A 23,840-nucleotide genomic window follows, 5' to 3' on the forward strand; every position below is an offset into this window, starting at 1 on the left:
CGAAATTCTCGGGGCAGGGGCGTGATCCTGACTCCCCCCGATCCCCCCTCCCATCGTCATGCCGGCGCTTCCGAAATTCCGGCGCGGCGCCGCACCGCAAGAGACTTATCGTGGCCACAACCTCTTCTACCGCATCGAACAAAATCAGCCACTACGCCGGCTTGCTGGCGCTCGAACTGGACCCGCAACGGGCCGATTTCAGCGACGTGCCACCCCGAGCCCTTGAGCGTGGCGGCCGCCACCGCCCTGGCCGGCCATCTCGCCAAGGATCTGGACCGCATTCTCGACGGCATTCACCATCTGGGACTGATCCTGCCGGGGGCGCTGTACGATCAGACCGAGATTCTTCGCCCCGGCTTCCCCTTGATCGACGCCTTGACCGAATTATACAGCGGCAGCGACCGTGACCGGATTTTCAAACCCCGCTTGATCGCCTTGGGCAGCGACCGCGGCTATTTCCCGGTGGCCGGCATCGATCCACGGCGCCGGCCCGGTTCCGGGCCCCTGCTACTGCTGCCGTTCTGTTTCGTCGGCCCGCGCGACGACATCGCCCGATTGGCGCGTGTCATGGAAGATACCCTGCTGCAAAATGGCGAAACCTCGCAAGCCACGCGCGAGGCGGTCCAGGAAGCGTTCGGATTGACCGCGATGAATCTGTCCTACGCCACCATCGGTGACCTGTGCGCGCTGCTGCGGGTACAACTGGATGGCAACGGGTTGCTGCCACTCTGGGAATTGCTGGAGCAGTCCTGGTTCGAGCGGCCCGGCGTGCGTTCCGCGACCCTGGACGGCGGCAACCGCTTTCTGGTGGCCGGCGATCACGCCCATACCCCGTTTTACACCTTCGATGACTGGGCGCAGTTTGGGCCAGGTCGTGCCCTGCCGGCGATGGAACTGGGAGAGGGCTACCGGCGTTGGGCGCGCTTGCAGCGACAATATGCATTGGCGCTGGAAGCCTACGGACTGCATGTGCGCTGGGTGCTGGCCAACCCGCAACTGGAGACAACGCTGGCCACTGCGGACGACGAGGCGGCGCTGGCGGCGTTCCGGGAAATTCCCTGCCTGTCGGGGGATTATCTGGTCGAGGCGATTTTCCAGAACGACAACGAGCATCCGGAACGGCGGATGTCGATCACCAATCAGGCCGACCCGGAGCTAGGCACGCTGGCCTATACGGTCACCACCCTGGACGACAATGGGCAATTGTTGCGGCTGGAGCATCACTACCCGCTGCGACCGCAGGGCTTGAATACGATCATCGACCGCTTGATCCAACGCTGCGACGAACAAGCCGTCGAGCGACAGGTCCTGCATCCGGGACGGCTACTGTACTCGGAACGCGGGCGAAACTTGCGGGCCGCGACCGTCGCCGACCTGCCGGCATCGACGGAGCGGCTGCATTAGCAGGGTGGGAACAACCGATAAGCCACCGCGTCATCGGCCCTGTCCCGTAACGGGAAAGGGTCCGAGCGCGGGAAAAGCATTTCAATAATGCGCAACCCGGGTCGTGCCGTCGTTACCGATCAACACCCGTACCCGATCGCCGGGATAAAACGGCTCATCGGCCGCCTGGGTGACGGCCACCATCCGACCGTTATCCAATTGGACGGTGATTTCCAGACCCGGCTGCCGGGTCGCGTTCTCCTCGATCGCCGAACCGGCCAACCCGCCCAGCACCGCTCCGCCGATGGCGCCGGCCACCTGGCCCCGACCCCTGCCGATGGTGCTACCGGCCACACCACCCAAGGCCGCGCCGCTCACCGCGCCCACGCCACTCTTGGTCCCCTCGATCAAAACCTGGCGGACGCTCTCCACATAGCCCAAACGCACCTCCTGGGCCTCGCGGGCCTGATCACGGCTATAGGCACCGCCGGACATACTGGCCGGACAACCGCTCAACACCAGGCCCGCCGCCAATACCACCGCCACAGTCGCTGTCGTCTTCATCAATCGCATCGTCCACCTCGTCGCACATCGGCATTGTTCGAATTGAAATTGGTCGGGCATTATAGCTAAACCCATCGCTCAACATAATCAGCGACATTAGAATCGCGACTGAACCGCTCGCCGCCACCCTATCCCACATCGCCGTGCAAAGCCGCTTCTTTCCAGCCATTCCGCCGCCAGCTCGGCGTGACGCCTTGGCCGGCATCCTGCTGACGCTGATGATCGCCGCCTCGGTCGCCCCGGGCGTGTCGCTGCTCCCCGCCGGGCTACTGGGTTGGGCCGCCGCCCTGCTGCTGAGTTACCGGCTGGGCCGACGGCAGCGCATTCAAAGCGCCTGGTTGATCGGGCTCGGCGGCGCCGGCATCGCCTGGGGCACGCTGCACGGAACGCCATTCAAGGCGAGCCCGATATTCGCCAGCAATCAGGGACTGGTCAGCCTGCTGGCAGCGGTGTCGTTCCTGCGCTTGGTGGCCCGACCAGGAGGAATGGATCTCGATCTACCCGCGCCGCGCGGTCGAAAAGCCTTATGGCGAACCCTGCTCGGCGTACATCTGTTCGGCGCGGTGATCAATTTATCCACCGTGGTCATTCTGGGCGACCGGATGGCCACTCGCGGGCGCTTGGGCAAGCGCCGGGCGCTGGCGCTGACCCGGGGCTTCGCGGCGGCGGCGTTCTGGTCGCCGTTCTTTTCGGCCATGGCCGCCGCGCTGACCTACGCACCGGGCGCGCGGCTGAGCGTGGTCGTGCTGGCGGGCCTGCCGATGGCCGCGCTCGCGCTCTGGCTGACCACCCGCGACATCGATCCCGAGGACCCCAAGCTGGGTGCGCCGTTCATCGGTTACCCGATGCGTTTCAGCGCTCTGTGGATTCCCGGCCTATTAGTGCTCATCGTGCTGACCGTCCACGCCTTGGTGCCGGACTGGTCGATCCTGGCCATCATCGCCTTCAGCGCACCGCTGTTGACGATTCTGATTCTGATCGCGCAACGGGGATTCGAGGCCTGGCCTCCGCTCAGGGAGCACATCGCGCGAGGGTTGGCCAGCACGGTCAACGAACTGGCACTGTTCCTGGCGGCGGGCGTGCTGGCGGCGGGGCTGATCAGCGTGACCGGATCGCTGGGCGATTGGCTGCCGTTCGAGCGCTTCGGGGCGCCGCAGGCCAGCCTGCTGCTCATCGTCATGGTTGGCGCCGCCGCGCTGGGCGTACACCCGGTCATCGCCATCGCCAGCTTCGGCGTCTGGTTGGCGCCGCTGCATCCCGAGCCCAACCTGCTGGCGATCACCCTGTTGATGAGTTGGGCCATCGGCGTGCCGGCCAATCCGCTGTCCGGTCTGCATTTGATGATGCAAGGCCGCTATGGGATCGACGGCTACGCCTTTCTACGCTGGAACGCCGGCTACGTCCTGAAATGTCTGGGGGTGGCCATCGCGTTGCTGCACGTTTATGCGGCGCTGCTGGGAGCCTGAGGCGACAGCAGCGGGTTCTCGAAACGATCGCCCGCGTTCAAATGGATATCTCAAGGCAGCAACAGGTCGCCACCTTCCATATGCAGGACTTCCACCCGCCAGCCGACCAGCAACACACTCCCGACCTGACGGTGCTGGCCGGTGTCGGTGAACTCGAACACGTACAGCCGCTCCAGCTTGAGCCGCCCATCGCGGTCGCGCCGCAGCCACAGCCGCTCCAACGCCACGGTATCGTCCAATAATTGCACGTTACTCTGCCGGCAAGCACGGGAACTGGCGGTGCGGGCCTGCTCGCGGGCACCGAGGCTATCGCGCCAGAACCACAGGCCAACCCCCATCACCGCGAGTATGCCGATCAGTGTCGTAAAGCTCATATCAGTGGGTCATCCCGCAAAAGAAAATGCGCTAGGTGAAATGAGGCCACCCCGCAAACGGCCGGAGGATCGATTCATCACACCCAGCTCAATGGTATTCGCTCCCATCTTTGCACGGGTCGGGGCGGAGCGCATCTGCTCGACCAGCACGCGCCGTGGGTCACGAACCCTGACAATACCGACCAGCGAGGCCCACCCCATCGGCACCTTGGGTGATGGAGGGGTGCTATACTGGCTTTCCTGTCTCCTGGCGATATCGCCGCTGTGATGGCCATGATATAAAACAACTAACTCATTATATATATTAAAAATACTTGAATCATTTATTCATTCATGAAAATCGCAAGCTGGAACGTCAACTCCCTGAAGGTGCGCCTGCCGCAGGTATTGGACTGGCTGGGCGAGCGGCAACCCGACATCCTGGCCTTGCAGGAAACCAAGTTGACCGATCCCGATTTTCCGACGCTCGACATCGCCAGCGCCGGCTATCAAGCCGCTTTCGTCGGTCAGAAAACCTACAACGGCGTGGCGGTGCTCAGCCGTTTGCCTCTTGGCGAAACCGTCGCCGACTTGCCGGGACTGGACGATCCGCAACGGCGGGTATTGGGCGTAACCGTCGGCGGGGTACGTGTCATCAATCTCTACGTTCCAAACGGTCAATCCGTCGGTTCCGACAAATACACCTACAAGCTGAACTGGCTGGACAAACTGGCGCAATGGCTGGAAACCGAACTGACCCGCCATCCCCGCTTGATCGCGCTGGGCGATTTCAACATCGCGCCGGAAGACCGCGACGTGCACGATCCCGCCGCCTGGGCCGGGCAAATATTGTGCAGCGACGCCGAGCGCGCCGCGTTCCGGCGGCTGCTGGATCTGGGCCTTCAGGACGCGTTTCGACGATTTCCACAGGAAGAAAATACCTTTAGCTGGTGGGATTACCGCGCCGCCGGCTTCCGCCGCAATCTGGGACTGCGCATCGACCATCTCCTGCTCAGCCCGGCGCTGGCCGCGACCTGCACCGCCTGTTGGGTGGACAAAGCCCCGCGCCGGCTGGAGCGCCCGTCCGATCACGCCCCGGTGATCGCCGAATTCGACCTTGAACTCCACTGAACCGAGTCCTCATGGAACATCATCCCCGTAACGTACTGGTGACCGGCGGCGCCGGTTTCATCGGCTGCAATTTCGTCCGCCACCTGCTGGCGACCGAGCCGGATGCCCGCATCGTCACCCTTGACCTGTTGACCTACGCCGGTTCGCTGGACAACTTGCGCGAGCTGCCCGATCCCGCCCGGCATACCTTCGTTCAAGGCGACATCTGCGACCGGCCGCTGGTGGACCGGCTGTTGCGCGAGCACGCCATCGACACCATCGCCCACTTCGCCGCCGAAAGCCATGTGGACCGATCCATCACCGGCCCGGCGGCCTTCGTCCAAACCAATCTGGTCGGCACCTTCACACTGCTGGAAGCCGCTCGCGGGGCTTGGCTGGAAGGGGGCAAAACCGCCGAACATTGCCGCTTCCACCACATTTCCACCGACGAAGTCTACGGCACCCTCAAGCACGGCGATCCACCGTTCAGCGAAACCACGCCCTACGCGCCCAACTCGCCCTATTCCGCCTCCAAGGCCGGTTCCGACCATCTGGTGCGAGCCTATTTCCACACCTACGGCCTGCCGGTGGTCACCACCAACTGCTCCAACAATTACGGCCCCTACCAGCATGGCGAGAAATTCATTCCCACCGTAATTCGCTCCTGCCTGCTGCAACGGCCGATTCCGGTGTACGGCGATGGCAGCAATATCCGCGACTGGCTGTACGTCGAAGACCATTGCCGAGGCATCGACGCGGCGATCCGGCGCGGCAAGCTGGGCGAAACCTACAACATCGGCGGCGACAACGAATGGGCGAACATCAACATCGCCAAGCTGATCTGCGCGCTGCTGGATCAACGCCGACCGGCACACGCTCCGCACGAGCGGCTGATCACCTTCGTCGCCGACCGGCCCGGTCACGACTGGCGCTATGCCATCGACCCCCGCAAGATGAGCGAGGAACTGAGCTGGCGGCCGGAAGAAACCTTCAATACCGGCATCGCCAAGACCGTGGACTGGTACCTGGAACGGCACGCCACCGACCCCGCCTGGGGCGGCATGACCGGAGAATAGAGAGAAATCATGCCTCATTCCGCCTTCGAACACCTGCGTAGCCATCCCGTTCCCGCCCTGCGGCTGGAGTTTCAGGAATATCGCCACCGTGCCACCGGCGCCCGGCATCTGCATCTGGCCGCCGACGACCCGCACAACGCCTTCATGGTCGCCTTCCTTACCGTGCCCCAGGATTCGAGCGGCGTGGCGCACATTCTCGAACACACCGCCCTGTGCGGCAGCCGGCGCTATCCGGTGCGCGATCCGTTCTTCATGATGATCCGCCGGTCGCTCAACACCTTCATGAATGCCTTCACCAGCAGCGACTGGACCGCCTACCCCTTCGCCAGCCAGAACAAAAAGGACTTCAACAATCTGCTGGATGTCTACTTGGATGCCGCGTTCTTCCCACTGCTCGACGAGCGCGACTTCGCCCAGGAAGGCCACCGGCTGGAATTCGCCCAAGCCAACGACCCCCACTCGGAACTGCTGTTCAAGGGTGTGGTGTTCAACGAAATGAAGGGCGCGATGAGTTCGCCAGTGCAGCGGCTCGGCCAAGAACTGCAACACCGGCTGTTCCCGACCATCACCTATCACTACAACAGCGGCGGCGACCCCGAGGCGATTCCTTACCTGACCCACGAACAACTCAAAGCCTTCCACGCCCGCCACTATCATCCCTCGAACGCGATCTTCCTGACCTACGGTGACATTCCCGCCGCCGAGCATCAGCAACGTTTCGAGGCGCAAGCACTCAATCGTTTCCAGGCGCTGTCCCTGGACTTGGCCATTCCCGACGAACGCCGCCATTCCGCGCCGCTCGCCGACCTCACCCACTATCCCCTGGACGACGCCGAAGACCTGAGCGACCAGACTCACGTCGTGCTGGGCTGGCTGCTGGGACCGATCACCGACCCACTGGCGACGTTGCGCGCGCACTTGTTGAGCGATGTGCTGCTGGACAACAGCAGCTCGCCGCTGCGCAATGCCCTGGAAACCTCGGAACTGGGCGCCGCGCCCTCGCCGCTGTGCGGCTTCGACACCGCCACCCGCGAAGCCACCTTCGTTTGCGGGCTGGAGGGTTCCAACCCCGAACATGCCGAAGCCGTCGAGGCCTTGGTGCTCCAGGTACTGCAACAGGTCGCGGCCGATGGCGTACCGCAAGAGGCAGTGGACGCCGCCCTGCATCAACTGGAATTGAGCGAACGGGAAATCACCGGCGACGGCTTTCCTTATGGCCTGCACTTGCTGATGGAAGCGTTGACGCCAGCCATTCACGGCGCGGACCCACTGCCGGCGCTGGACAGCAATCCGCTGCTGGAACAGTTGCGGGTGGAAAGCCGCGATCCGGCATTCATCCCGCGTCTGGTCCGGCAACTGCTGTTGGATAATCCGCACCGGGTACGGCTGACCATGGCCCCGGATGCGGAGATGAGCGTGAAACAGGCGGCCACGGAGCGGGAACGGCTAGCCGCGATCCGCGCGGCGTTGACCGAGACCGACCAGGTCCGTCTGGTCAAACAGGCACACATCCTGGCCGAACGCCAACAACGTCAGGACGATCCCGAACTGTTGCCCAAGGTGGGACTGGAAGACGTACCACCGGATCTGAAAATCGCCGAAGGCGTCGCCCGGCCGGTCGGCGCACTGCCCGCCACCTGGTACGCGCAGGGCACCAACGGCATGGTGTATCTGCAAGCCGTGCTCGATCTGCCGGCGCTGGAGCCCGAGGAACTGGACCTGCTGCCGCTGTTGTGCGCTTGCCTGCCCGAGGTCGGCAGCGCCGGACGCGATTACCGCGCCACCCAGGCCCGACAGGCGGCGGTCACCGGTGGCATCAGCGCCCGCGCCAACGTACGTGGTGGGGTGGACAACGTACACCGAGTCAAGGGCGTCCTGGTCCTGGCCGGCAAGGCGTTGGCCCGCAATCAGGCCGCGCTGTCCGAGTTATTGTGGGAAACGCTGACCCGTTCCCGCTTCGACGAACTGCCCCGACTGCGGGAACTGGTCGCCCAGATGCGCGCCCAGCGCGAGGAAGCGGTCACCGACCACGGGCACATGCTGGCACTGGCCGCCGCCAGCGCCGGCTTGAGTCCGACAGCGGCGCTCAACCATCGCTGGGATGGCTTACAGGGTTTGCGGGACCTCAAGGCGCTGGACGATACGTTGGACGATCCCACCGCGCTGGCCGCCTTCGCCGCGCGGCTGGAGCGACTGCGCGACCGTTTGCAACATGCGCCCCGGCAACTGCTGGCCGTCAGCGAAGCCGAACGACAGGACGACATCGCGGCGGCGCTGGCGACTCACTGGCGCGAAGGCGCGACCGGCGCGATCGAACCGTTCGTGCTGGCCATGCCGGAAGCATCGCCGGCCCGGCAGGGGTTCAGCGTCAACACCCAAGTCAACTTCTGCGCCAAGGCCTACCCCACCGTCGCGCCCAACCACCCCGACGCTCCGACGCTGCATGTGCTGGGCGATTTCCTGCGCAACGGCTACCTGCATCGGGCCATCCGCGAACAGGGCGGCGCTTACGGCGGCGGCGCCGGCTACCATCCCGACAGCGGCGCATTCCGCTTCTACTCCTACCGTGATCCCCGACTGGCGGACACACTGGCCGATTTCGACCGGGCATTGGACTGGCTGCGTACCCACGATCATCCCGCCCGAACGCTGGAGGAAGCGATTCTCGGCGTCGTCGCCGCCATCGACAAACCCGGTTCCCCAGCCGGCGAGGCCATCAGCGCCTTCTTCGGCATCCTGTTCGACCGTACCCCGGAACAGCGCCGCGCCTATCGGCAACGGGTGCCGGCGGTTACGCTGGACGACCTCAAGAGAGTGGCGACAAGCTACCTGCAACCGGAACAGGCCCGCTGCGCGGTGTTAAGCAACGCGCGGACGCTGGCGGAACAGCGAGATTTCACTATCGTCGCGGTTTGATGCTAACCGGTTTGGTGCTGTTCGAGTTCGGAATGCAAGCACTCTCCGCACCCAATGTTCGTGTTGTAGGACATCGGGAAGCGATCATCAGCGAACCGTTCCGGTCCGGACATCCACCACTTCACGGACCCGCCATGCCCGAGCTATGGCGCTTTGTGCCGTGTTGGATTAACCTTATAAAAAACAGGCCGATAATCCCCGGCCAATCCTCCCCGAACCAAGCCAAGCCAAGCCAAGCCAAGCCAAGCCAAGCCAAGCCAAGCCACATCGTTACCCACTAGAACAGCCACCATGGAAATCTTCGTTTACCACACCCCCGATCAAGTCCCCGACATAAATAAAGAGGCTCGCAAGGGTGGCCTCACGCTCGATCTGCCGGCCTGCGCCATCGTCATCGACGTGCTGCGCGCCACCACCACCATGGCGACCGCACTGGAATCGGGGGCGGAAGCCATCCAGGTCTTCGACGATCTCGACGTCCTGTTCCGGACCAGCGAACGCTGGCCAGCCGAACGGCGGTTGTTGGCCGGCGAGCGCGGCGGCGAAAAACTGGAAGACTTCGACCTCGGCAATTCGCCGTCGGAATGCACCCCCGCGCGGGTCGGCGGCAAGCGGCTGTTCATGAGCACCACCAACGGCACTCGTGCCCTGGAACGGGTGCGGCAAGTACCGATCCTGCTGACGGCCTCGCTGACCAACCGGGCGGCGGTGGTGCGTTATCTACTGTGGGAACAGCCGCACACGGTATGGATCGTGGCCGCCGGCTGGCGTGGTGGGTTTTCGCTGGAGGACACCATCTGTGCCGGGGCCATCGCCTGCGCCCTCAGCGTCGAACGGGACAGCGACTGCGCCGGCGACGACGAGTCGATCGCCGCCATGGCGTTGTTCGAACGCTGGCAGACCCGCTTACCGCAATTACTGCGCTACGCTCATCACGGTCGCGGCCTGGCGGCGCTGGGCTGCGAGCAGGATCTGGACTACTGTGCCCGCCTCGACAGCGTCGATGTGGTACCGCTGCAAGTCGAACCGGGGGTCCTGAAAGCAGCAGCCCTGGGCTGAGATCGGCTCCCCACCCTACTCGGTCGAAACCGCGGCGCCGTGAGCGGATGCCCAGCGGTCATGGCTTGCGCGCGCATCCCAGGACTTGACCTGGCCGAACATATCCTATAATTCCGGGGTTCGACGGGATGGCAACCATTCCAGGCCATCATCCCCAGAGTGGACACCACCGCCCCGGTGTCCGTGCTTTCGTCCACAAAATGCCCCGACCCCAACGGCAAACCGCGACGTGGATTGTGCTTGATCGCCACCTTACGGAAACAAGCTAAACTGTCGGATCGACATCATGTACTCTCTCGTCAATTCACCCACTCTGCCTGGCATCACGCCGAGGAGCCGAAGTAATGGAGATCATCAAAACCGACGTTGCCATCGTCGGAGCGGGAGGCGCGGGGCTGCGAGCCGCCATCGCCCTCGCTGAAGCCGACCCGAAATTACGCATCGCCTTAATTTCGAAAGTCTATCCCATGCGCAGTCACACCTGTGCCGCCGAGGGCGGAGCCGCGGGTGTCGTCAAGTCCGATGATAGCCTCGACCTGCACTTCAACGACACGGTGGGCGGCGGCGACTGGCTGAGCGATCAGGACGCCGTCGAGTATTTCATCAACGAGGCACCCAAGGAACTGACCCAACTGGAACATTGGGGCTGTCCGTGGAGCCGTGAGCCGGATGGTTCCGTCGCCGTACGCCCGTTCGGCGGCATGAAGATCAAGCGCACCTGGTTCGCCGCCGACAAGTCGGGGTTCCATATCCTCCACACCTTGTTTCAGACTTCGCTGAAGTATCCCAGCATCCAGCGCTTCGACGAGTACTACGCCACCGACCTGCTGGTCGAGGACGGGCGCTGTCAAGGACTCACCGCCCTGGAAATTCGCAATGGGGAAATGAAGCAGTTTCAGGCGGGCGCGGTCATCATCGCGGCGGGCGGCGGCGGGAAGATGTTCCCGTTCACCACCAACGGCAACATCAAGACCGGCGATGGCATGGCCCTCGCTTATCGCGCCGGAACGCCGCTCAAGGACATGGAATTCGTCCAGTACCATCCCACCGGCCTGCCGAACAACGGCATCCTGCTCACCGAAGGTTGCCGCGGCGAAGGCGGCATTCTGTTGAACAAGGACGGCCGGCGCTATTTGCAGGACTACGGCATGGGACCGGAAACGCCGGTCGGTCAGCCGGTGCTCAAGACCATGGAACTGGGTCCACGCGACCGACTCAGCCAGGCATTCTGGGGCGAGCAGCAGAAGGGCAACACGGTCAAAACCCCATGGGGCGACTGCGTGTTGCTGGACATGCGCCATCTGGGCGAAAAGAAAATCGACGAGCGGCTGCCGCTGGTGCGCGATCTGTGCATCAGCTACCTGGGCAAGGACCCGGTCAAGGAGCCGATTCCGATTCGCCCGGTCGTCCATTACATGATGGGCGGCATCCATACCGATGTGCAGGCCGCGACTCGGCTGCCGGGACTGTTCGCCGCCGGCGAATGCGCCTGCGTCAGCATCAACGGCGCCAACCGACTCGGCTCCAACTCGCTGACCGAACTGCTGGTCTTCGGGCGGCGGGCGGCGCTCAGCGCCATGGCCCATCTGCAATCCAATCCGACCCCCAGCAGCGACGCGGCGCTCGCGGCGAAGGCGAAAGAGTCGCAAAACCGCATCCAAGCCTTGTTCGACAAGAGCGACGGCACGGAGACCATCGCGGGATTGCGTCAGGAAATGATGGACACCATGGAAGCGAACGTCGGCATCTATCGCACCGGCGAAGGTCTGGCGGCGGCGTGCGAAAAGATTGCCGAGCTGCGTCGGCGCTACGCCAACATCGCGCTGACCGACAAGAGCCACGTCTACAACACCGATCTGATGCAGGCGCTGGAACTGGGATCGATGCTCGACTGTGCCGAAGCAGTCACGGTGGGTGCACGGGATCGCAAGGAATCGCGGGGCGCGCATCAGCGACTGGATTTCACCGCCCGTGACGATGAGAACCTGCTCAAACATTCGCTGGCCCATTACCATCCCACGGAGCCACCGCGCATCGAGTATCTCGATGTCGTCATCACCAAGTCGCAGCCCGGTGTCCGGGACTACTCAGGAGCCAAGAAATGAGCGAACTCCAGAAACGCCAGATCCAACTGGAGGTGCTCCGCTACAACCCGGAGACCGATACCGCGCCCCGGTATCAGACCTATTCCGTGCCCTGCCTCAACGAATGGGTGGTGTTGGATGCGCTGAACTACGTCAAGGATCACCTCGATCCGACGCTGAGCTATCGCTGGTCCTGCCACATGGCGGTCTGCGGCAGTTGCGGCATGATGGTCAATGGCGAGCCGAAACTGGCTTGCAAGGCCTTCATCCACGAGTATGGCGATCAGATCAAGGTCGAACCGATGGCGAATTTCCCCATCGAGCGCGATCTGGTCACGACGGTCGAGGACTTCATCACCAAGCTGGCCAGCGTCAAGCCCTACCTGATTCCCAAGTCGGATCAGCCCGTCAGCGCTGGCGAATTCAAGCAGACGCCGGCGGAATTGAAGAAGTTCAAGCAGTACACGCTGTGCATCAACTGCATGTTGTGCTACGCCGCGTGTCCGCAATACGGCCTGGTGCCGGAATTCCTCGGCCCGGCGGCGATCTCCATGGCGCACCGCTACAACCAGGATTCCCGCGATGGTGGCCGGGACCAGCGTCAGGAGGTAATCGCCACCGACGAAGGCGTGTGGGAATGCTCGTTCGTCGGTGCCTGCTCCGAAGTCTGCCCCAAGCATGTCGACCCCGCCGGCGCCCTGCAGCAGGTCAAGGTGGCCAGCACCATCGACTGGTACAAAGAACACTTGATGCCCTGGGTGAAAAAATGAGCAGCAAACCTTATGTCCGAGAGATGTCCAAAACGACCTGGTTTCTGAGCCAGCCACGCTACAAGCGCTACATGGCCCGCGAAGTCACCTGCATTTTCATCTTTGCCTACACGTTCCTACTGATCGTGGCGTTGGCACGGCTGGCGCAAGGGCCGGATGCTTTTCAGGAATTCCTGGACGCGCTGCGCAGTCCACTGGGCGTGTTGTTCAACGTGGCGGTCCTGATCGCGACGGTGTATCACAGCATGTCGTGGTTCAACGTCACGCCTCAGGCCATGCCCATTCAGATGGGTGAAGAGTTCGTACCGGGCAAGATCATCGTCAGCGCCCATTACGGTGCCTGGGCGGTGGTCTCGCTGATCGTCCTGTTCCTGGGAGTGTAATCATGGCCAAATCCAACAAACCGATCTTCTGGGGACTGTTCGCCGCGGGCGGCACGGTCACGGCGTTCGTGACCCCGGTGCTGGTGCTGATCACACTGTTCGCCGCCATGCGTTTCTCGCCGGCGCTGTTCACCTATGAGTACCTGCATGCCTTTGCGGCGAATTGGCTGGGCAAGCTGGTCATCTTCGGCATCATCCTGCTGTCGTTGTGGCACGCCGCCCACCGGTTACGGGTCACCGTTCACGACTTCGGCGTCCGCGCCGACACGCTGGTCGCCTATGTCGTCTATGGGCTGGCGGGTCTGGGCACGCTGCTGACGATCATTTATCTGCTGCGCATCTGACGGGCCAAGGAATCCCGCCAGCCCCGATTTCGCGAGCCCGCCCAGGTTCGCGGAAGCGGGGCGCGAATATAGCCGCTTCGCCATCACTGTGGCGCCGCTTCCCGCTATCGCGGAAAGCGGCGTCTTGTCTGTTGGGGCGGACGGAATCTGGCTAAAGCGACCACAATCCCCGTAAACTCTTGCCCTTTTAATCGAGGCGTACCGTGCGAAACTGTTCCGGGATAACCACCGTCGACGTGGTGTCCACGCTGGCCAAACCCGGCGCGGGCGCGCGTGCACCCCACAATCATTGAGGAAAACTCCCCATGAGTTCCCAACCTGCCACGGCCGCGCTGGTTCGGCTGCGATCATCGGATAAAGACATGGTCTTGGAGCCAGTAAGCACCGATGTCGAAAACGCGGCCCATCGCCAGGAGCCCGATCAGGAGATTTCCGCCCCGGCGCAGGTTCCGTTGCCGGCTTATCTGCAACAGGTCTACTGGTGGGCGTACCTTCACCCCGCCGCGGTACGGGTATTCGAACGGCAGTGGCTGGTCAATTTGATCCTGTGGGGTAACTTCGCCCAACTGCGCGACGTCGCCCTGGACGAAATGGGCGCCACCATCGACGGCAACATCCTGCAGGTCGCCTGCGTTTACGGCGATTTCACCGAACGGCTGGCCCAACGGCTGAAGCCGACCGCGCGGCTGGATGTAGTGGACGTGGCGCCCGTCCAGTTGGAAAATCTAAAGGCCAAGCTGGACGGCGGCGCTTCACGTATCGCCCTACACCACCAGGACTCTAGCAACCTGCATTTCGCCGATGCCAGCTACGATTGCGTGGTGCTGTTCTTCCTGCTGCACGAACAACCGGAAGAGGTCCGCGCGCAAACCGTCGCGCAAGCCTTGCGCGTGGTCAAACCAGGCGGCAAGGTAATCTTCGTCGACTACCATCGCCCGCAGCTGAGCAACCCGTTCCGCTACGTCATGGTGCCTATTCTCACCACGCTGGAACCTTTCGCCATGGACCTGTGGCGTAAGGAAATCGCCGAATGGATACCGGAAGAACGGGCGCGGACCGCAACCGTCAAGAAGGAGACTTTTTTCGGCGGCTTGTATCAGAAGGTGGTCGTCACGCTCTAGGGCGCTGGACCGACAGGGCTTGTCCGGCCTCCAGCCGGCGTGCCCGCGCCGCGAAGGCGTTGACGGTGGTCAACGCCATCTGCGTCACCAATACATCGCCCAGGGGTTTGAACCAGAGCGAGCGGACCTCGCAGTCAAGCGAAAAATCGATGCGGCACCCCCCCTCGGTCGCGGGCGCCAACGACCAGCGGATCTCGAAACGACGGAAGTTGCGGTCGGCCGAAGTGACGGCGATGGCATGAGGGGGTTCCAGTTCGGTGCGGGTACGAAAACGATACGCCAGCAAACCCAGCATCAACACCTGTTCCGTCTCATAGCCGCTAGCGTGGCGGCTGACGATCCTCGCCTCCCGCATCAACGGCAGAAATTCCGGATAGCGCTCCACATCGGCGACGAGGTCGAACATCCGCTCGGTGGAAACGGCAACCACCCGACTTTCGCGATGCGCTGTCTTGAACATGTCGCCTCTCTCCTCACGTTCCGTCGCCGTTATTTGCCCAAGGATCACCAGCGGCGCACGTCATGGAAATAGTAGTCGATTCCACCGCTTCGCATGTGGGATTCGCGATGATCCGCGACTCGATCGCGAAATCCCGGCAAAGGGCGCAAAAAAACCCGGTTTACCCGGGTTTTTTTGGCGAAATCGCCTTGGATCAAATACTTGTCAATAGATGTGTTCTGGAAAACAAGCTGTCTTCAATATGCCGCCACGCTTTCGGAAAGAGCACCGAAACCGCCGCGCCGGCGGGGAGCAGGAATAGCGCCGCGCCAACCAGTGCGACGATCCAGAAACCCAGCGCGGGAGACAAGGCCAAAACCACGATTGCTAGAACTGCTATTTTGATGATGTTTCTCATGATATTACGCAGTGGAAACCCAATCTCTCAGGACAGAGACCACCGGCGTCCTCCATCTGTTTAGATGTCAGAAGCTCAGTTGCGGGCGGCTTCGTATTCTGACAGTGCGCTTGCCGTCCGGGATCAAAATGATCGAGCAAAGGCTGACCCAACCTTCCGGCGCGCCGCCCAGCGTGTGGAGACTCGTGCTTCGGTATCCTGTAAACGAGTCATGATAGAAACTGCCTGTGGCGGAACACCTCTCTTTCCTGCTGACAAGAGGCCCAGCTTTCCTTCTAAGTGCATCCGAATTGCAGATATCCTAACAAATCGAATGTTGCACTGCAATAAATTTTGCGTTTTATCACATGGCCGTTCAGGATTCATCGACGACCAACTCGAAACCAACGCAAGGGTCGAGTGCCGTCGCCAACAGAGCAACGGCGCGGCGGATCGGCGGATCGGCGGCTTCAGCGACCCGCGCGCCCAATAGACCGCGGGTCAACGGTCCTTCCGGGTGAAAATTCCATTCGGTCGGCGCGAGAATCTTGTAATCGCTCACCCGTCCCGCCACCACCGCCACCCGATGGCACAAACAACCACGCGCGCTTTCCACCAAATCTAGGCCGGTACCGGTGCCGTTCTGCTCCATCGATGCTCCAGGATGCGCCTCCAGCAGCGCAAACTGTGCGTGGAGTTCGGCCAGCAGCCCATCCATCTCCACCCATCGCGCTGCCCAACGAGTGAGTAGACCATTGCCATGGTCGGCGCGCAGATCGGCAATCAGTGGATGCCGCCACCACCGGGCCAAGGCGCCGGTTTCATGGACCGCGCCATCCAGATCGGGGCGGGCGCAAAACGCATAACCGTCGGCTGCCGCCATCCGCCGCTCCAGCACGGCGAGATTGAACGCCGGCAGTGGCTCCACCGATCCGCCTCCGAAATCCGCCAAGCCTTGCTCGCACAGACAACGCAGCGTCAATGCCGCCGGTGTGGAGGCGTGGCGCAACCAGCACTCGAAATTTCGACGATCGGTCAATGGCCAGTCATTGCGGGTCGCGTCGCCGCAAACCACTTGGTGGATTTCATGCTGGAGTTGATCGAGCATCGCGGCAAGATCCGCCCGAGCCGGTGCCAGCCGCGCGCCACCGATGTGATTCCAGACCAAGTCGGGGAATAGCTTGCGCGGCAGGACAGACAAGAGTTGCCGCAATCGTTTCAGGGTGTCGAGCGCGGGACTCACGCCGACGCAACGCGGCCAATCCAGCAACAGACGCCAAGCGGTTTGTTCGAGGGATTCGGCGGCCACCAGAAAACGGCGGGCGGCCAGTTGCGGAGATGCGGGGACAACACCGAGAGCAGCTTCGACGGCGGCAAGACCAGCAATGGTCTGCGCGATGCGGCACACCCCGAACAATCGCGGCAGCAACGCCATGGCGGCGCCGACATCGCGTCCCACCAGCGCGGCGCACAGCTTCACCGGCCGGCTCGAATACACATCGACCGCCGTGATTACACCACCTTGCACCACGACCTGGATGTTCAGGCCACCTTCGACTCCGCTAGCCACGCCGTCCGTCATGTCAGGACTGACAATTTCGTCGCGGAACGATGAGAAGATCGGGCAACATGCCGGCCGACTTCGCCGTCATGCCGCCTTGTCGCTGGTCGCGCCGACGAACTCGTCGAACAAGCGGTAAATCTCGGCCGCCTGTTCGGGCTCGATCTTTTCCACGGCGAAAGCGCGCGCTTGCAGGATCAGAAAATCGCCAACCGCGACCTCGTCCTGAAGTAGCAGCAGGTTCACTTCCAGCCGCTCACCGTAACGCTCCACCACCGCGCTGGCGTCGCGGACTTCGATCACTTGGGCGGGAATAGCGATGCACATGAAGCTAGATCGCCGCAACCGGCGCGGCACGACGCGGCGTCAGGGGAAAACCAAGCCTATGCAGCGTGTCCACCAGACACGCCACCGCGTGTTCCACCACGGCCGCCACTTCGGGCGACAGCTCGATTCCCAATTCCAGATCGACCGGCACCACCCCGACCAGAGTGAATGTGGTCGGCGCTTCTTCCATCAGGATCAAGGTCGCTAGCACCTCCGCTAAACCCAACTGATGCGGAGAGAAGCGCGCTTGAAACAAAGCCGGCACTTCAGCATCGGCCAATTTTACCACCGACCCGGGCGGCGCACCGGTTTGCACCGCATCGCACACCAGCAGATGATCGCAACCGGCCAGGGTGTCCAGTAGTTCCATGCCAGTGGTGCCGCCGTCGACCACCTCGACCACCGCCGGTAGGACGTAGCGCGCAGCCAGCGCCTCGACCACCCGGACGCCGACCCCCTCGTCGCGCAGCAGGATGTTGCCGAGACCCAAGACCACGATTCTCATCAGAACGCTTTCACCTGGACGGTGGAACGCCGACGAGTGTCGGTCAGGTGGATCGCGCAAGCCAAGCAGGGATCGAAGGAATGCACCGTGCGCAACACTTCCAAAGGCAGTTCGGGATCGGCGACCGGATTATCGACCAGCGATGCCTCATACGGCCCCAGCGCATCGGCGTCGTCGCGTGGGCCGGCGTTCCAGGTGCTGGGCACCACTGCCTGATAGTTCTTGATCTTGCCGTTCTCGATCACCGTCCAGTGCGACAAGACCCCGCGCGGCGCTTCGTGATAACCGAAACCGCGAATCTCGCCCTTGGGAAACACCGGCCGGTTGAAGGTGGTGAAATCCCCCTTGGCGATGTTGTTGATCAACAGTTGCCACTGATTTTGTAGCGATTCCAGCAACACCGCGCAACGTACCGCTCGGGCGGCGATCCGGCCGATGGTCGAGTGCAGCGCCTCGACCGGGATCGGCGAGCCGGCCACCGCGCCGGCAATGTCGAGCAAGCGTTTGAGATGGCGTTGGGTCGGCTCATGGCCGGCGGCAACCATGGCCAACACGTTCGCCAGCGGCCCCACCTGGACTCGCTGGTCGTAAAAAGTGGGCGCCTTGACCCAGGAATACTTGCCATCGTCCTGGAAGGCGGTGTGATGCGGGTGGGTCTGACCCTCGTAGGGATGGCGTGCCGCGTCGTTGCCTTTGTACTGATACCAAGCGTGCTTGACGCTCTCCTTGACCCCGTCACGAAAGTAGGCGTCCCGATAGCTGGCGATCGGCTTGAATTGGGATAGATCGCCCTTGGGTACATAACCGCCGGGTAGTTCGAACTGCGTGCCCTTGGTATCCAGCGGCAGGTCGGGTACCGACAGATAGTCGGTAACACCGGCGCCGTGGCGGGTCCAGTCGGCGTACAGCGCGCCCACCGCCGCTACATCGGGAATCATCGCTTGATTGACGAATTCGCCGAGCTTGTCGATCTCCGCCTTGATGGCGAACAGCCGTTCCAGAGTCAGCGTGGATTGGCTGTCCGGGTTGATCGGGTTGGCCACTCCACCAACGGCCAGGTTCTGGATGTGAGGGGTCTTCGAACCCAAAATGGCGACAATGCGGTTGGCGATACGCTGATACTCCAGCGCCTGCAAATAATGGGTCGCCGCCAACAGGTTCACCTCTGGCGGCAGCTTCATCGCCGGATGACCCCAATAACCGCTAGCGAACACTCCCAACTGGCCGCTACCGACGAAGGCCTTGAGCTTCTCCTGGATCTGGCGAATCTCCGGCAAGCCGTTGCGGCGGTAGTCGGACAAACTGGCCCCCAGCTTGGCCGCGCCCTCGGGGCTGGCCGACAAGGCCGAGACGATATCGACCCAGTCGAGCGCCGCCAATTGATAAAAATGCACGATGTGATCGTGAATGCCATGCGCGGCGACGATCATGTTGCGGATGTACTGAGCGTTGAGCGGCACCTCCAGATCCAGGGCATTCTCGACCGCGCGCACCGACACGATGGCGTGAACCGTGGTACAAACGCCGCAGATGCGCTGAGTAAACAGCCAGGCGTCGCGCGGGTCGCGGCCCTGCAAGATGATCTCGATGCCACGCCACATCTGCCCAGACGACCAAGCGTTACTCACCTTGCCGTTGTTAACCTCGCAGTCGATCCGCAGATGACCCTCGATGCGGGTGATGGGATCAATGGTTATTCTGGCCACGGACAGTCTCCGATCGTCATGGTTGGGCCTGATGGGCGCCGTGCAGCACCGGCAGGGTCTTGATGAACAGCAAATAGAGCATGATTTCCAGACAGATGACGCCGATGGTGATCATCAGCTCCGGCGCCGAGGGGAAATAGGTCCAGCCATTGCCAGGCCGCACGGCCATCAGGTAGGCGTTAAGCCGATACAACGAACCGCCGGCGAGCAGGGAGACCGCTGCCAGAAACTGCCAGCGCTGGCGGGTCCGGCGATGCGAAACCAGTACGAAGAGAGGCACCAGGAACAGCGCGGTCTCGATCAGGAATAGATTGCCGTCCCAATCGCCGGCGAAGGCCAAACCCAGATAACCGCGATAGGCCAGATCGCCCCAGCGCAGCAGCAAGTAGCCCGCCAACAGGCCGGCGACGACCCGCGCCAGCCGCGCGAACAACCTCGCCTCGGACGGTGTCTTGAAGGCCCGATTGACCAGGGTGGCTTCCAGCATCACCACGCCGTAGCCCATGGCCAGTGCTGAAATCAAAAACAACAGCGGCAGCCAGATTGTGTACCACAGAGGAGAGAGCTTGGAGCCCATGATCAGCAATACCGAGCCCAGCGAGGACTGGTGCATGGTCGGCAGCAGCACCCCGATCGCAATCAGCACGTACATATACTTCTTCAGGAAAGCCTGGAGCTTGTCCAGGCCATACCGTTGCTTGAAGCTTCCCGGCATCCGCTCCAGAAACGCCGGCCAGAACTCCAGCCACAGCACCGTGATGTAGGCCATGACGCACAGCCCCACTTCCAGAATCACCGAATTCGGCTGAGCGTACCAGGGCAGCAACAGATTGAAGGCGTTCCAGTAGCGGCCGAGGTCGATCATCACCGCCAGACCCGCCAACGTGTAGCCGAACACCCCACCGAGCAAGGCCGGCCGCATCAGCGGGTGATAAACGTTGCGGTTGAAGATGTAGACCAGCAGCGCCATGGCGAAGCCACCGCAGCCGAAAGCCGTGCCGATCACCACATCCAGCACCACCCAGGTCCCGATGGGATAACCGTTGCTCATATGCGAAACATCGCCCATCCCGAACAAAAAAGCGCCGCAAAATGAAATACGCCGCGATCAGCAGGAAGAGACCGAGGATCAGAAACGGTTTGGTGACCACCTTGCCGCCAAGCGGCCGATGAACGACTGCCGTCATGATGGCCGCTCCTCATCGTCTTTGTGCCGTTCTTCGTCACTCTTGACATTGCGCCGGGCCAAGACCACTAGACCGCCGAGCAAGGCCAGCGGCGCGATCATGCCCTTGTAGAGCGTATGCTGCATTCCTTCGGAAACGGCGGCGAAGGAGTGATCGGGTAGCTTGGGCAGACCCAGCTTTTCATGGGGCACACCGGTCAGATAGCGCACCTGGGTACCGCCGGATTCGGTCTCGCCGTAGATGTGCGGCTGATACTCGCCGACCGGCGCTACCTGGCCGGACCGATCGCCGCTCAGCTTGCCGCGCGGGAACTCGTACAGTTCGCCGGGCTTGAGGGCCATGCGCCGCTCCGCCTCTTTCTGCAAGTCCTCGACCAACCCGAACAGCGAGGCGCCGGTCGGGCATACGTCGCAGCAGGCCGGGAGCTTGCCCTGTTTCTGCAAGTGGTTGCAGAACTGGCACTTGGCGATCCGACCGAACGGCTGATCGAACTGATACTGCGGCACGTTGAACGGACAACCGTAGACGCAATAGCGGCAACCGATGCAGGCATCCGGGTTGTGAGTAACGATGCCGGTGATTGGGTCCTTGCGCATGGCGCTGACCGGGCACACCGAAATACAGGACGGATCGACGCAATGCAGGCAGTGGCGCTTGACGAAGGCGTAGCCATCGACCTCACGGTCCTTCTGAGTCATGGCGCCGTTCTGGTAAACCCGGATCACGTTCAGCGTCTTGCCGGAAATGTCTTCCGCAGTATCCCAGGTTCCTTCGTTCCAATCGGCCAGGCGTTGCGGTTGTTCGACCGGCATGCCATTGGCTTCCTTGCAAGCGGCGACGCAGGCTTTGCAACCGATGCACTGAGTCGAGTCGTACAGCATCCCCACCGCCTTGGGCGGCAAGGTCTTTGGCTCACGCCGATCGAATGGCGCGGCATCGGCGATTGGCGCGGCGGCGGCGGTGGCGGCGGCACCGACGGCGCCCCGCAGGAACTGGCGACGATTGATCCCCATGACGCACCCTCCTATCGTTGCGAGGTATCGTGCTCGGAGGCGGCGGATTCGTCCTTCTGGTCCATGCCGCGCAGGGCCATCGCGCCCGCGCCCACCGCTAGCCCAGCGACGCCGGCCACGACCGCCGCTGCTGCTGGCGTGACACCCTGGCCCTTGGGCGCGTTCACCACCGGAAAGGCGGTCGGCGGCGTGAAGGTCTTGACCTTCGCCAGGGCATGGAGCGGCTTGGTGAACCCCACGCCTTCCTCGGTGCAGCCGAAGCAGGGATGGCCGATACCCACCGGCCAGTTGCCTTCGCCGACATCGCCGAAGCCGATGGCCGGACAATTGGCATGGGTCTCCGGCCCCTTGCAGCCCAGCTTATACAGGCACCAACCTTGGCGATGACCGAAATCGCCGTATTCCAGGGCAAAGCGGCCAGCGTCGAAATGCGGGCGCCGCTCGCAGTTTTCGTGGATCAGCCGCCCGTAGGCGAATTTCGGCCGGTTCTTGACATCCAGTCCCGGTGGCTTGCCGAAGGTCAGCAGATAGAGGACGGTGGACAAAAAGTTGTAGGGATTGGGTGGGCAGCCAGGAATGTTGATCACGGTTTTTCCGGGCAGCACTTCATGCACCGGCTTGGCCTGGGTCGGGTTGGGGTCGCTGGAGGGCACACCGCCCCAGGAGGCGCAGGAACCGATGGCGATAATCGCCGCCGCACCTTCGGCCGTTTCTCGGACTGTCTCCAGGATCGGCTTGCCGGCGACCATGCAGTAGACGCCGCCATCCTTGGTCGGAATCGACCCGTCCACCACCAACACGAACTTGCCCCAGTTCTCCTTCATCGACTTGGCCCGGTACGCCTCGGCCTGATGGCCGGCGCCCGCGCACAGGGCCTCGTGATAATCCAGCGAGATCATGTCGAGGATCAGGGTTTCGACGGTCGGATGGTAGGCGCGCAACAGTGACTCGGTGCAGCCGGTGCACTCCTGCGCCGACAGCCAGATGACCGGCGGCCGGGCTGCGGCGGTGACGGCGGCGGCGATGCGCGGCCCCATCAGCGACGATAGCCCCAAGGTCGCGGCGACACCGGTGCAATAGGTCAGGAACTGACGACGGGTCAGCCCGCCGAGCGTGCCCTCGTAACCGTCTGGATCGTGGACGGCATGGTCAAGATCGGTCTCGCTGACGACATTCATCACCCGTTTTCCCCCACAAATTTGGCCATTTGTAAAGTTAGCGGGGAGCCAATACGACGGGTTGACGATCATCAATTTTTATGGATTTTTTTTGGCCGTCCCCGGCAGTCCTAATCCAGTAAGGAAGGCCTGATTTCATGCAGGAGCGAGGTGGGATGGCTCACGCAAACGGTGCGTCCCGAAAAGCGGGCTACGCCGTCCTCCTCCAGCCGGCCGATGATTCGAGACAAGGTTTCATGCCGTGCGCCGATCATGGAGGCGAGGTCGCGCCGCGACAACGGTAACTCCATCACCCGGCTGCCGTCGGTGGCGGTCCGGCCGTGGCGGTTCATCAACGCCAGCAGCAGGTGGACAAACTTGGTGCGGTTGGAAAGCGTCGCGTTCCGTACCAGCTTGTCGTGCGCGTCGTCCACATCGGTCACCACCCGGCGGAGGAACTGCTGGCCCAAGGTCGGGTTTCTTTCCAACAAAGTCTGGACGGTGTGCCTGTCGATGAAACAAATTTTGCTCGGTCCCAGCGCTTCGGCGCTGGAACGACGTTCCTCGTCGAGCAACACGCCGCGATAGCCCAGGGTACCGCCAGGGTAAACAAGGTGGAGCAGAATCGAGTTGCCCGCCGCGTCGATCTTGCGAACGGCGGCCCCACCCGAGACGATGCAATAAACACCATGGCTAGGCTCACCGATCGCAAAGATCGACTCGCCGGCATGATATTTTCGGCACTTCTTTGCTTGTGTCAGCAGATTGAGCTCTTCATCGCTCAAAACGCTCCACTCGTTGTGCTCGCGTGGCAGGCACTCAAAACAATTGACGCCAGGCATGATCTTGCGTCGTTCCACATCCTCACCCTCCTTCCACTATATTTGTAATGACGCGCCACGGCTTCATTCAGCCCAGC

General features: G+C 62.5%; 23 protein-coding genes. 11 read left to right on the forward strand and 12 right to left on the reverse strand.

The genetic code is table 11. From position 1 onward, the window contains the following. The first annotated feature begins 228 nt into the window (after positions 1 to 228). On the forward strand, positions 229 to 1,404 hold the full coding sequence (locus tag E4P82_RS01070; protein ID WP_169247171.1) for a hypothetical protein: 1,176 nt from the start codon (positions 229 to 231) through the stop codon (positions 1,402 to 1,404). Between the two features lie 81 nt (positions 1,405 to 1,485). On the opposite strand, the gene E4P82_RS01075 is transcribed toward E4P82_RS01070, so the two are convergent. Further along, on the reverse strand, positions 1,486 to 1,947 hold the full coding sequence (locus tag E4P82_RS01075; protein ID WP_169247172.1) for an outer membrane lipoprotein: 462 nt from the start codon (positions 1,945 to 1,947) through the stop codon (positions 1,486 to 1,488). A 143-nt stretch (positions 1,948 to 2,090) separates the two neighbouring features. Here E4P82_RS01075 and E4P82_RS01080 point away from each other — a divergent pair, with 143 nt between their 5' ends. Then, positions 2,091 to 3,413: a hypothetical protein gene (locus E4P82_RS01080; RefSeq protein WP_169247173.1), complete on the forward strand. Its 1,323-nt coding sequence runs from the start codon at positions 2,091 to 2,093 to the stop codon at positions 3,411 to 3,413. Positions 3,414 to 3,463: 50 nt separating this feature from the next. Here the strand turns inward: E4P82_RS01080 and E4P82_RS01085 are convergent, their stop codons facing one another. Further along, positions 3,464 to 3,787, reverse strand: coding sequence for a DUF3301 domain-containing protein (locus E4P82_RS01085; RefSeq protein WP_169247174.1), 324 nt, complete (start codon positions 3,785 to 3,787; stop codon positions 3,464 to 3,466). 333 nt (positions 3,788 to 4,120) lie between these two features. Here E4P82_RS01085 and xth point away from each other — a divergent pair, with 333 nt between their 5' ends. The 9 genes from xth to rquA all read left to right on the forward strand — a co-directional run bounded on the left by xth (position 4,121) and on the right by rquA (position 14,629). Next, positions 4,121 to 4,897, forward strand: coding sequence for an exodeoxyribonuclease III (gene xth, locus E4P82_RS01090; RefSeq protein WP_169247175.1), 777 nt, complete (start codon positions 4,121 to 4,123; stop codon positions 4,895 to 4,897). 11 nt (positions 4,898 to 4,908) lie between these two features. Beyond that, positions 4,909 to 5,952: a dTDP-glucose 4,6-dehydratase gene (gene rfbB, locus E4P82_RS01095; protein WP_169247176.1), complete on the forward strand. Its 1,044-nt coding sequence runs from the start codon at positions 4,909 to 4,911 to the stop codon at positions 5,950 to 5,952. A gap of 9 nt (positions 5,953 to 5,961) precedes the next feature. After that, positions 5,962 to 8,868, forward strand: a complete 2,907-nt coding sequence (locus E4P82_RS01100; protein ID WP_169247177.1) for an insulinase family protein — start codon at positions 5,962 to 5,964, stop codon at positions 8,866 to 8,868. A 291-nt stretch (positions 8,869 to 9,159) separates the two neighbouring features. Next, on the forward strand, positions 9,160 to 9,927 hold the full coding sequence (locus tag E4P82_RS01105) for a 2-phosphosulfolactate phosphatase family protein (RefSeq protein WP_169247178.1): 768 nt from the start codon (positions 9,160 to 9,162) through the stop codon (positions 9,925 to 9,927). A 344-nt stretch (positions 9,928 to 10,271) separates the two neighbouring features. Then, positions 10,272 to 12,032 carry a fumarate reductase (quinol) flavoprotein subunit gene (gene frdA / locus E4P82_RS01110; protein WP_169247179.1) on the forward strand — a complete coding sequence of 587 codons (1,761 nt, stop codon included), beginning with the start codon at positions 10,272 to 10,274 and terminating at the stop codon, positions 12,030 to 12,032. After that, positions 12,029 to 12,781 carry a succinate dehydrogenase/fumarate reductase iron-sulfur subunit gene (locus E4P82_RS01115; RefSeq protein WP_169247180.1) on the forward strand — a complete coding sequence of 251 codons (753 nt, stop codon included), beginning with the start codon at positions 12,029 to 12,031 and terminating at the stop codon, positions 12,779 to 12,781. The genes frdA and E4P82_RS01115 overlap by 4 nt, the downstream gene beginning before the upstream one ends. Continuing rightward, positions 12,778 to 13,164, forward strand: a complete 387-nt coding sequence (locus tag E4P82_RS01120; protein ID WP_169247181.1) for a fumarate reductase subunit C — start codon at positions 12,778 to 12,780, stop codon at positions 13,162 to 13,164. Before E4P82_RS01115 ends, E4P82_RS01120 begins: the two co-directional genes overlap by 4 nt. 2 nt (positions 13,165 to 13,166) lie before the next feature. Continuing rightward, the gene (frdD, locus tag E4P82_RS01125; RefSeq protein ID WP_169247182.1) at positions 13,167 to 13,508 is read left to right on the forward strand and encodes a fumarate reductase subunit FrdD; all 342 of its coding nucleotides are present in this window, start codon (positions 13,167 to 13,169) and stop codon (positions 13,506 to 13,508) included. A gap of 305 nt (positions 13,509 to 13,813) precedes the next feature. Further along, a complete protein-coding gene (gene rquA / locus E4P82_RS01130) occupies positions 13,814 to 14,629 on the forward strand; it encodes a rhodoquinone biosynthesis methyltransferase RquA (RefSeq protein WP_246327282.1) in 816 nt (271 codons plus the stop codon). Here rquA and E4P82_RS01135 read toward each other — a convergent pair. The 10 genes from E4P82_RS01135 to E4P82_RS01180 all read right to left on the reverse strand — a co-directional run bounded on the left by E4P82_RS01135 (position 14,619) and on the right by E4P82_RS01180 (position 23,706). After that, positions 14,619 to 15,089, reverse strand: a complete 471-nt coding sequence (locus E4P82_RS01135; RefSeq protein WP_169247183.1) for a type II toxin-antitoxin system RatA family toxin — start codon at positions 15,087 to 15,089, stop codon at positions 14,619 to 14,621. The genes rquA and E4P82_RS01135 overlap by 11 nt on opposite strands. A 193-nt stretch (positions 15,090 to 15,282) precedes the next feature. After that, complete coding sequence (locus E4P82_RS01140) at positions 15,283 to 15,486, reverse strand: hypothetical protein (RefSeq protein ID WP_169247184.1); 204 nt, start codon at positions 15,484 to 15,486, stop codon at positions 15,283 to 15,285. Positions 15,487 to 15,841: 355 nt separating this feature from the next. After that, positions 15,842 to 17,035 carry a nickel-dependent hydrogenase large subunit gene (locus E4P82_RS23015; protein ID WP_169247185.1) on the reverse strand — a complete coding sequence of 398 codons (1,194 nt, stop codon included), beginning with the start codon at positions 17,033 to 17,035 and terminating at the stop codon, positions 15,842 to 15,844. Positions 17,036 to 17,113: 78 nt separating this feature from the next. Further along, a complete protein-coding gene (locus E4P82_RS01150; protein WP_169247186.1) occupies positions 17,114 to 17,353 on the reverse strand; it encodes a HypC/HybG/HupF family hydrogenase formation chaperone in 240 nt (79 codons plus the stop codon). A gap of 4 nt (positions 17,354 to 17,357) precedes the next feature. Next, entirely contained in the window at positions 17,358 to 17,858 is a 501-nt protein-coding gene (hybD, locus tag E4P82_RS01155) for a HyaD/HybD family hydrogenase maturation endopeptidase (protein ID WP_169247187.1), read from the reverse strand. Continuing rightward, complete coding sequence (locus tag E4P82_RS01160) at positions 17,858 to 19,570, reverse strand: nickel-dependent hydrogenase large subunit (protein WP_169247235.1); 1,713 nt, start codon at positions 19,568 to 19,570, stop codon at positions 17,858 to 17,860. The genes hybD and E4P82_RS01160 overlap by 1 nt, the downstream gene beginning before the upstream one ends. A gap of 10 nt (positions 19,571 to 19,580) precedes the next feature. Continuing rightward, the gene (gene nrfD / locus E4P82_RS01165) at positions 19,581 to 20,615 is read right to left on the reverse strand and encodes an NrfD/PsrC family molybdoenzyme membrane anchor subunit (protein WP_246327283.1); all 1,035 of its coding nucleotides are present in this window, start codon (positions 20,613 to 20,615) and stop codon (positions 19,581 to 19,583) included. 132 nt (positions 20,616 to 20,747) lie between these two features. Continuing rightward, complete coding sequence (hybA, locus tag E4P82_RS01170; protein ID WP_169247188.1) at positions 20,748 to 21,764, reverse strand: hydrogenase 2 operon protein HybA; 1,017 nt, start codon at positions 21,762 to 21,764, stop codon at positions 20,748 to 20,750. 11 nt (positions 21,765 to 21,775) lie between these two features. After that, positions 21,776 to 22,942 (reverse strand): hydrogenase small subunit, encoded by a 1,167-nt coding sequence (locus E4P82_RS01175; RefSeq protein WP_169247189.1) that lies wholly within the window; start codon positions 22,940 to 22,942, stop codon positions 21,776 to 21,778. 110 nt (positions 22,943 to 23,052) lie between these two features. Continuing rightward, positions 23,053 to 23,706: a Crp/Fnr family transcriptional regulator gene (locus E4P82_RS01180; RefSeq protein ID WP_169247190.1), complete on the reverse strand. Its 654-nt coding sequence runs from the start codon at positions 23,704 to 23,706 to the stop codon at positions 23,053 to 23,055. Between the last annotated feature and the right edge of the window lie 134 nt (positions 23,707 to 23,840).

Origin of the sequence: Candidatus Competibacter phosphatis, from assembly GCF_012939995.1 — a bacterium.
Classification (GTDB): Bacteria; Pseudomonadota; Gammaproteobacteria; order Competibacterales; family Competibacteraceae; genus Competibacter; species Competibacter phosphatis.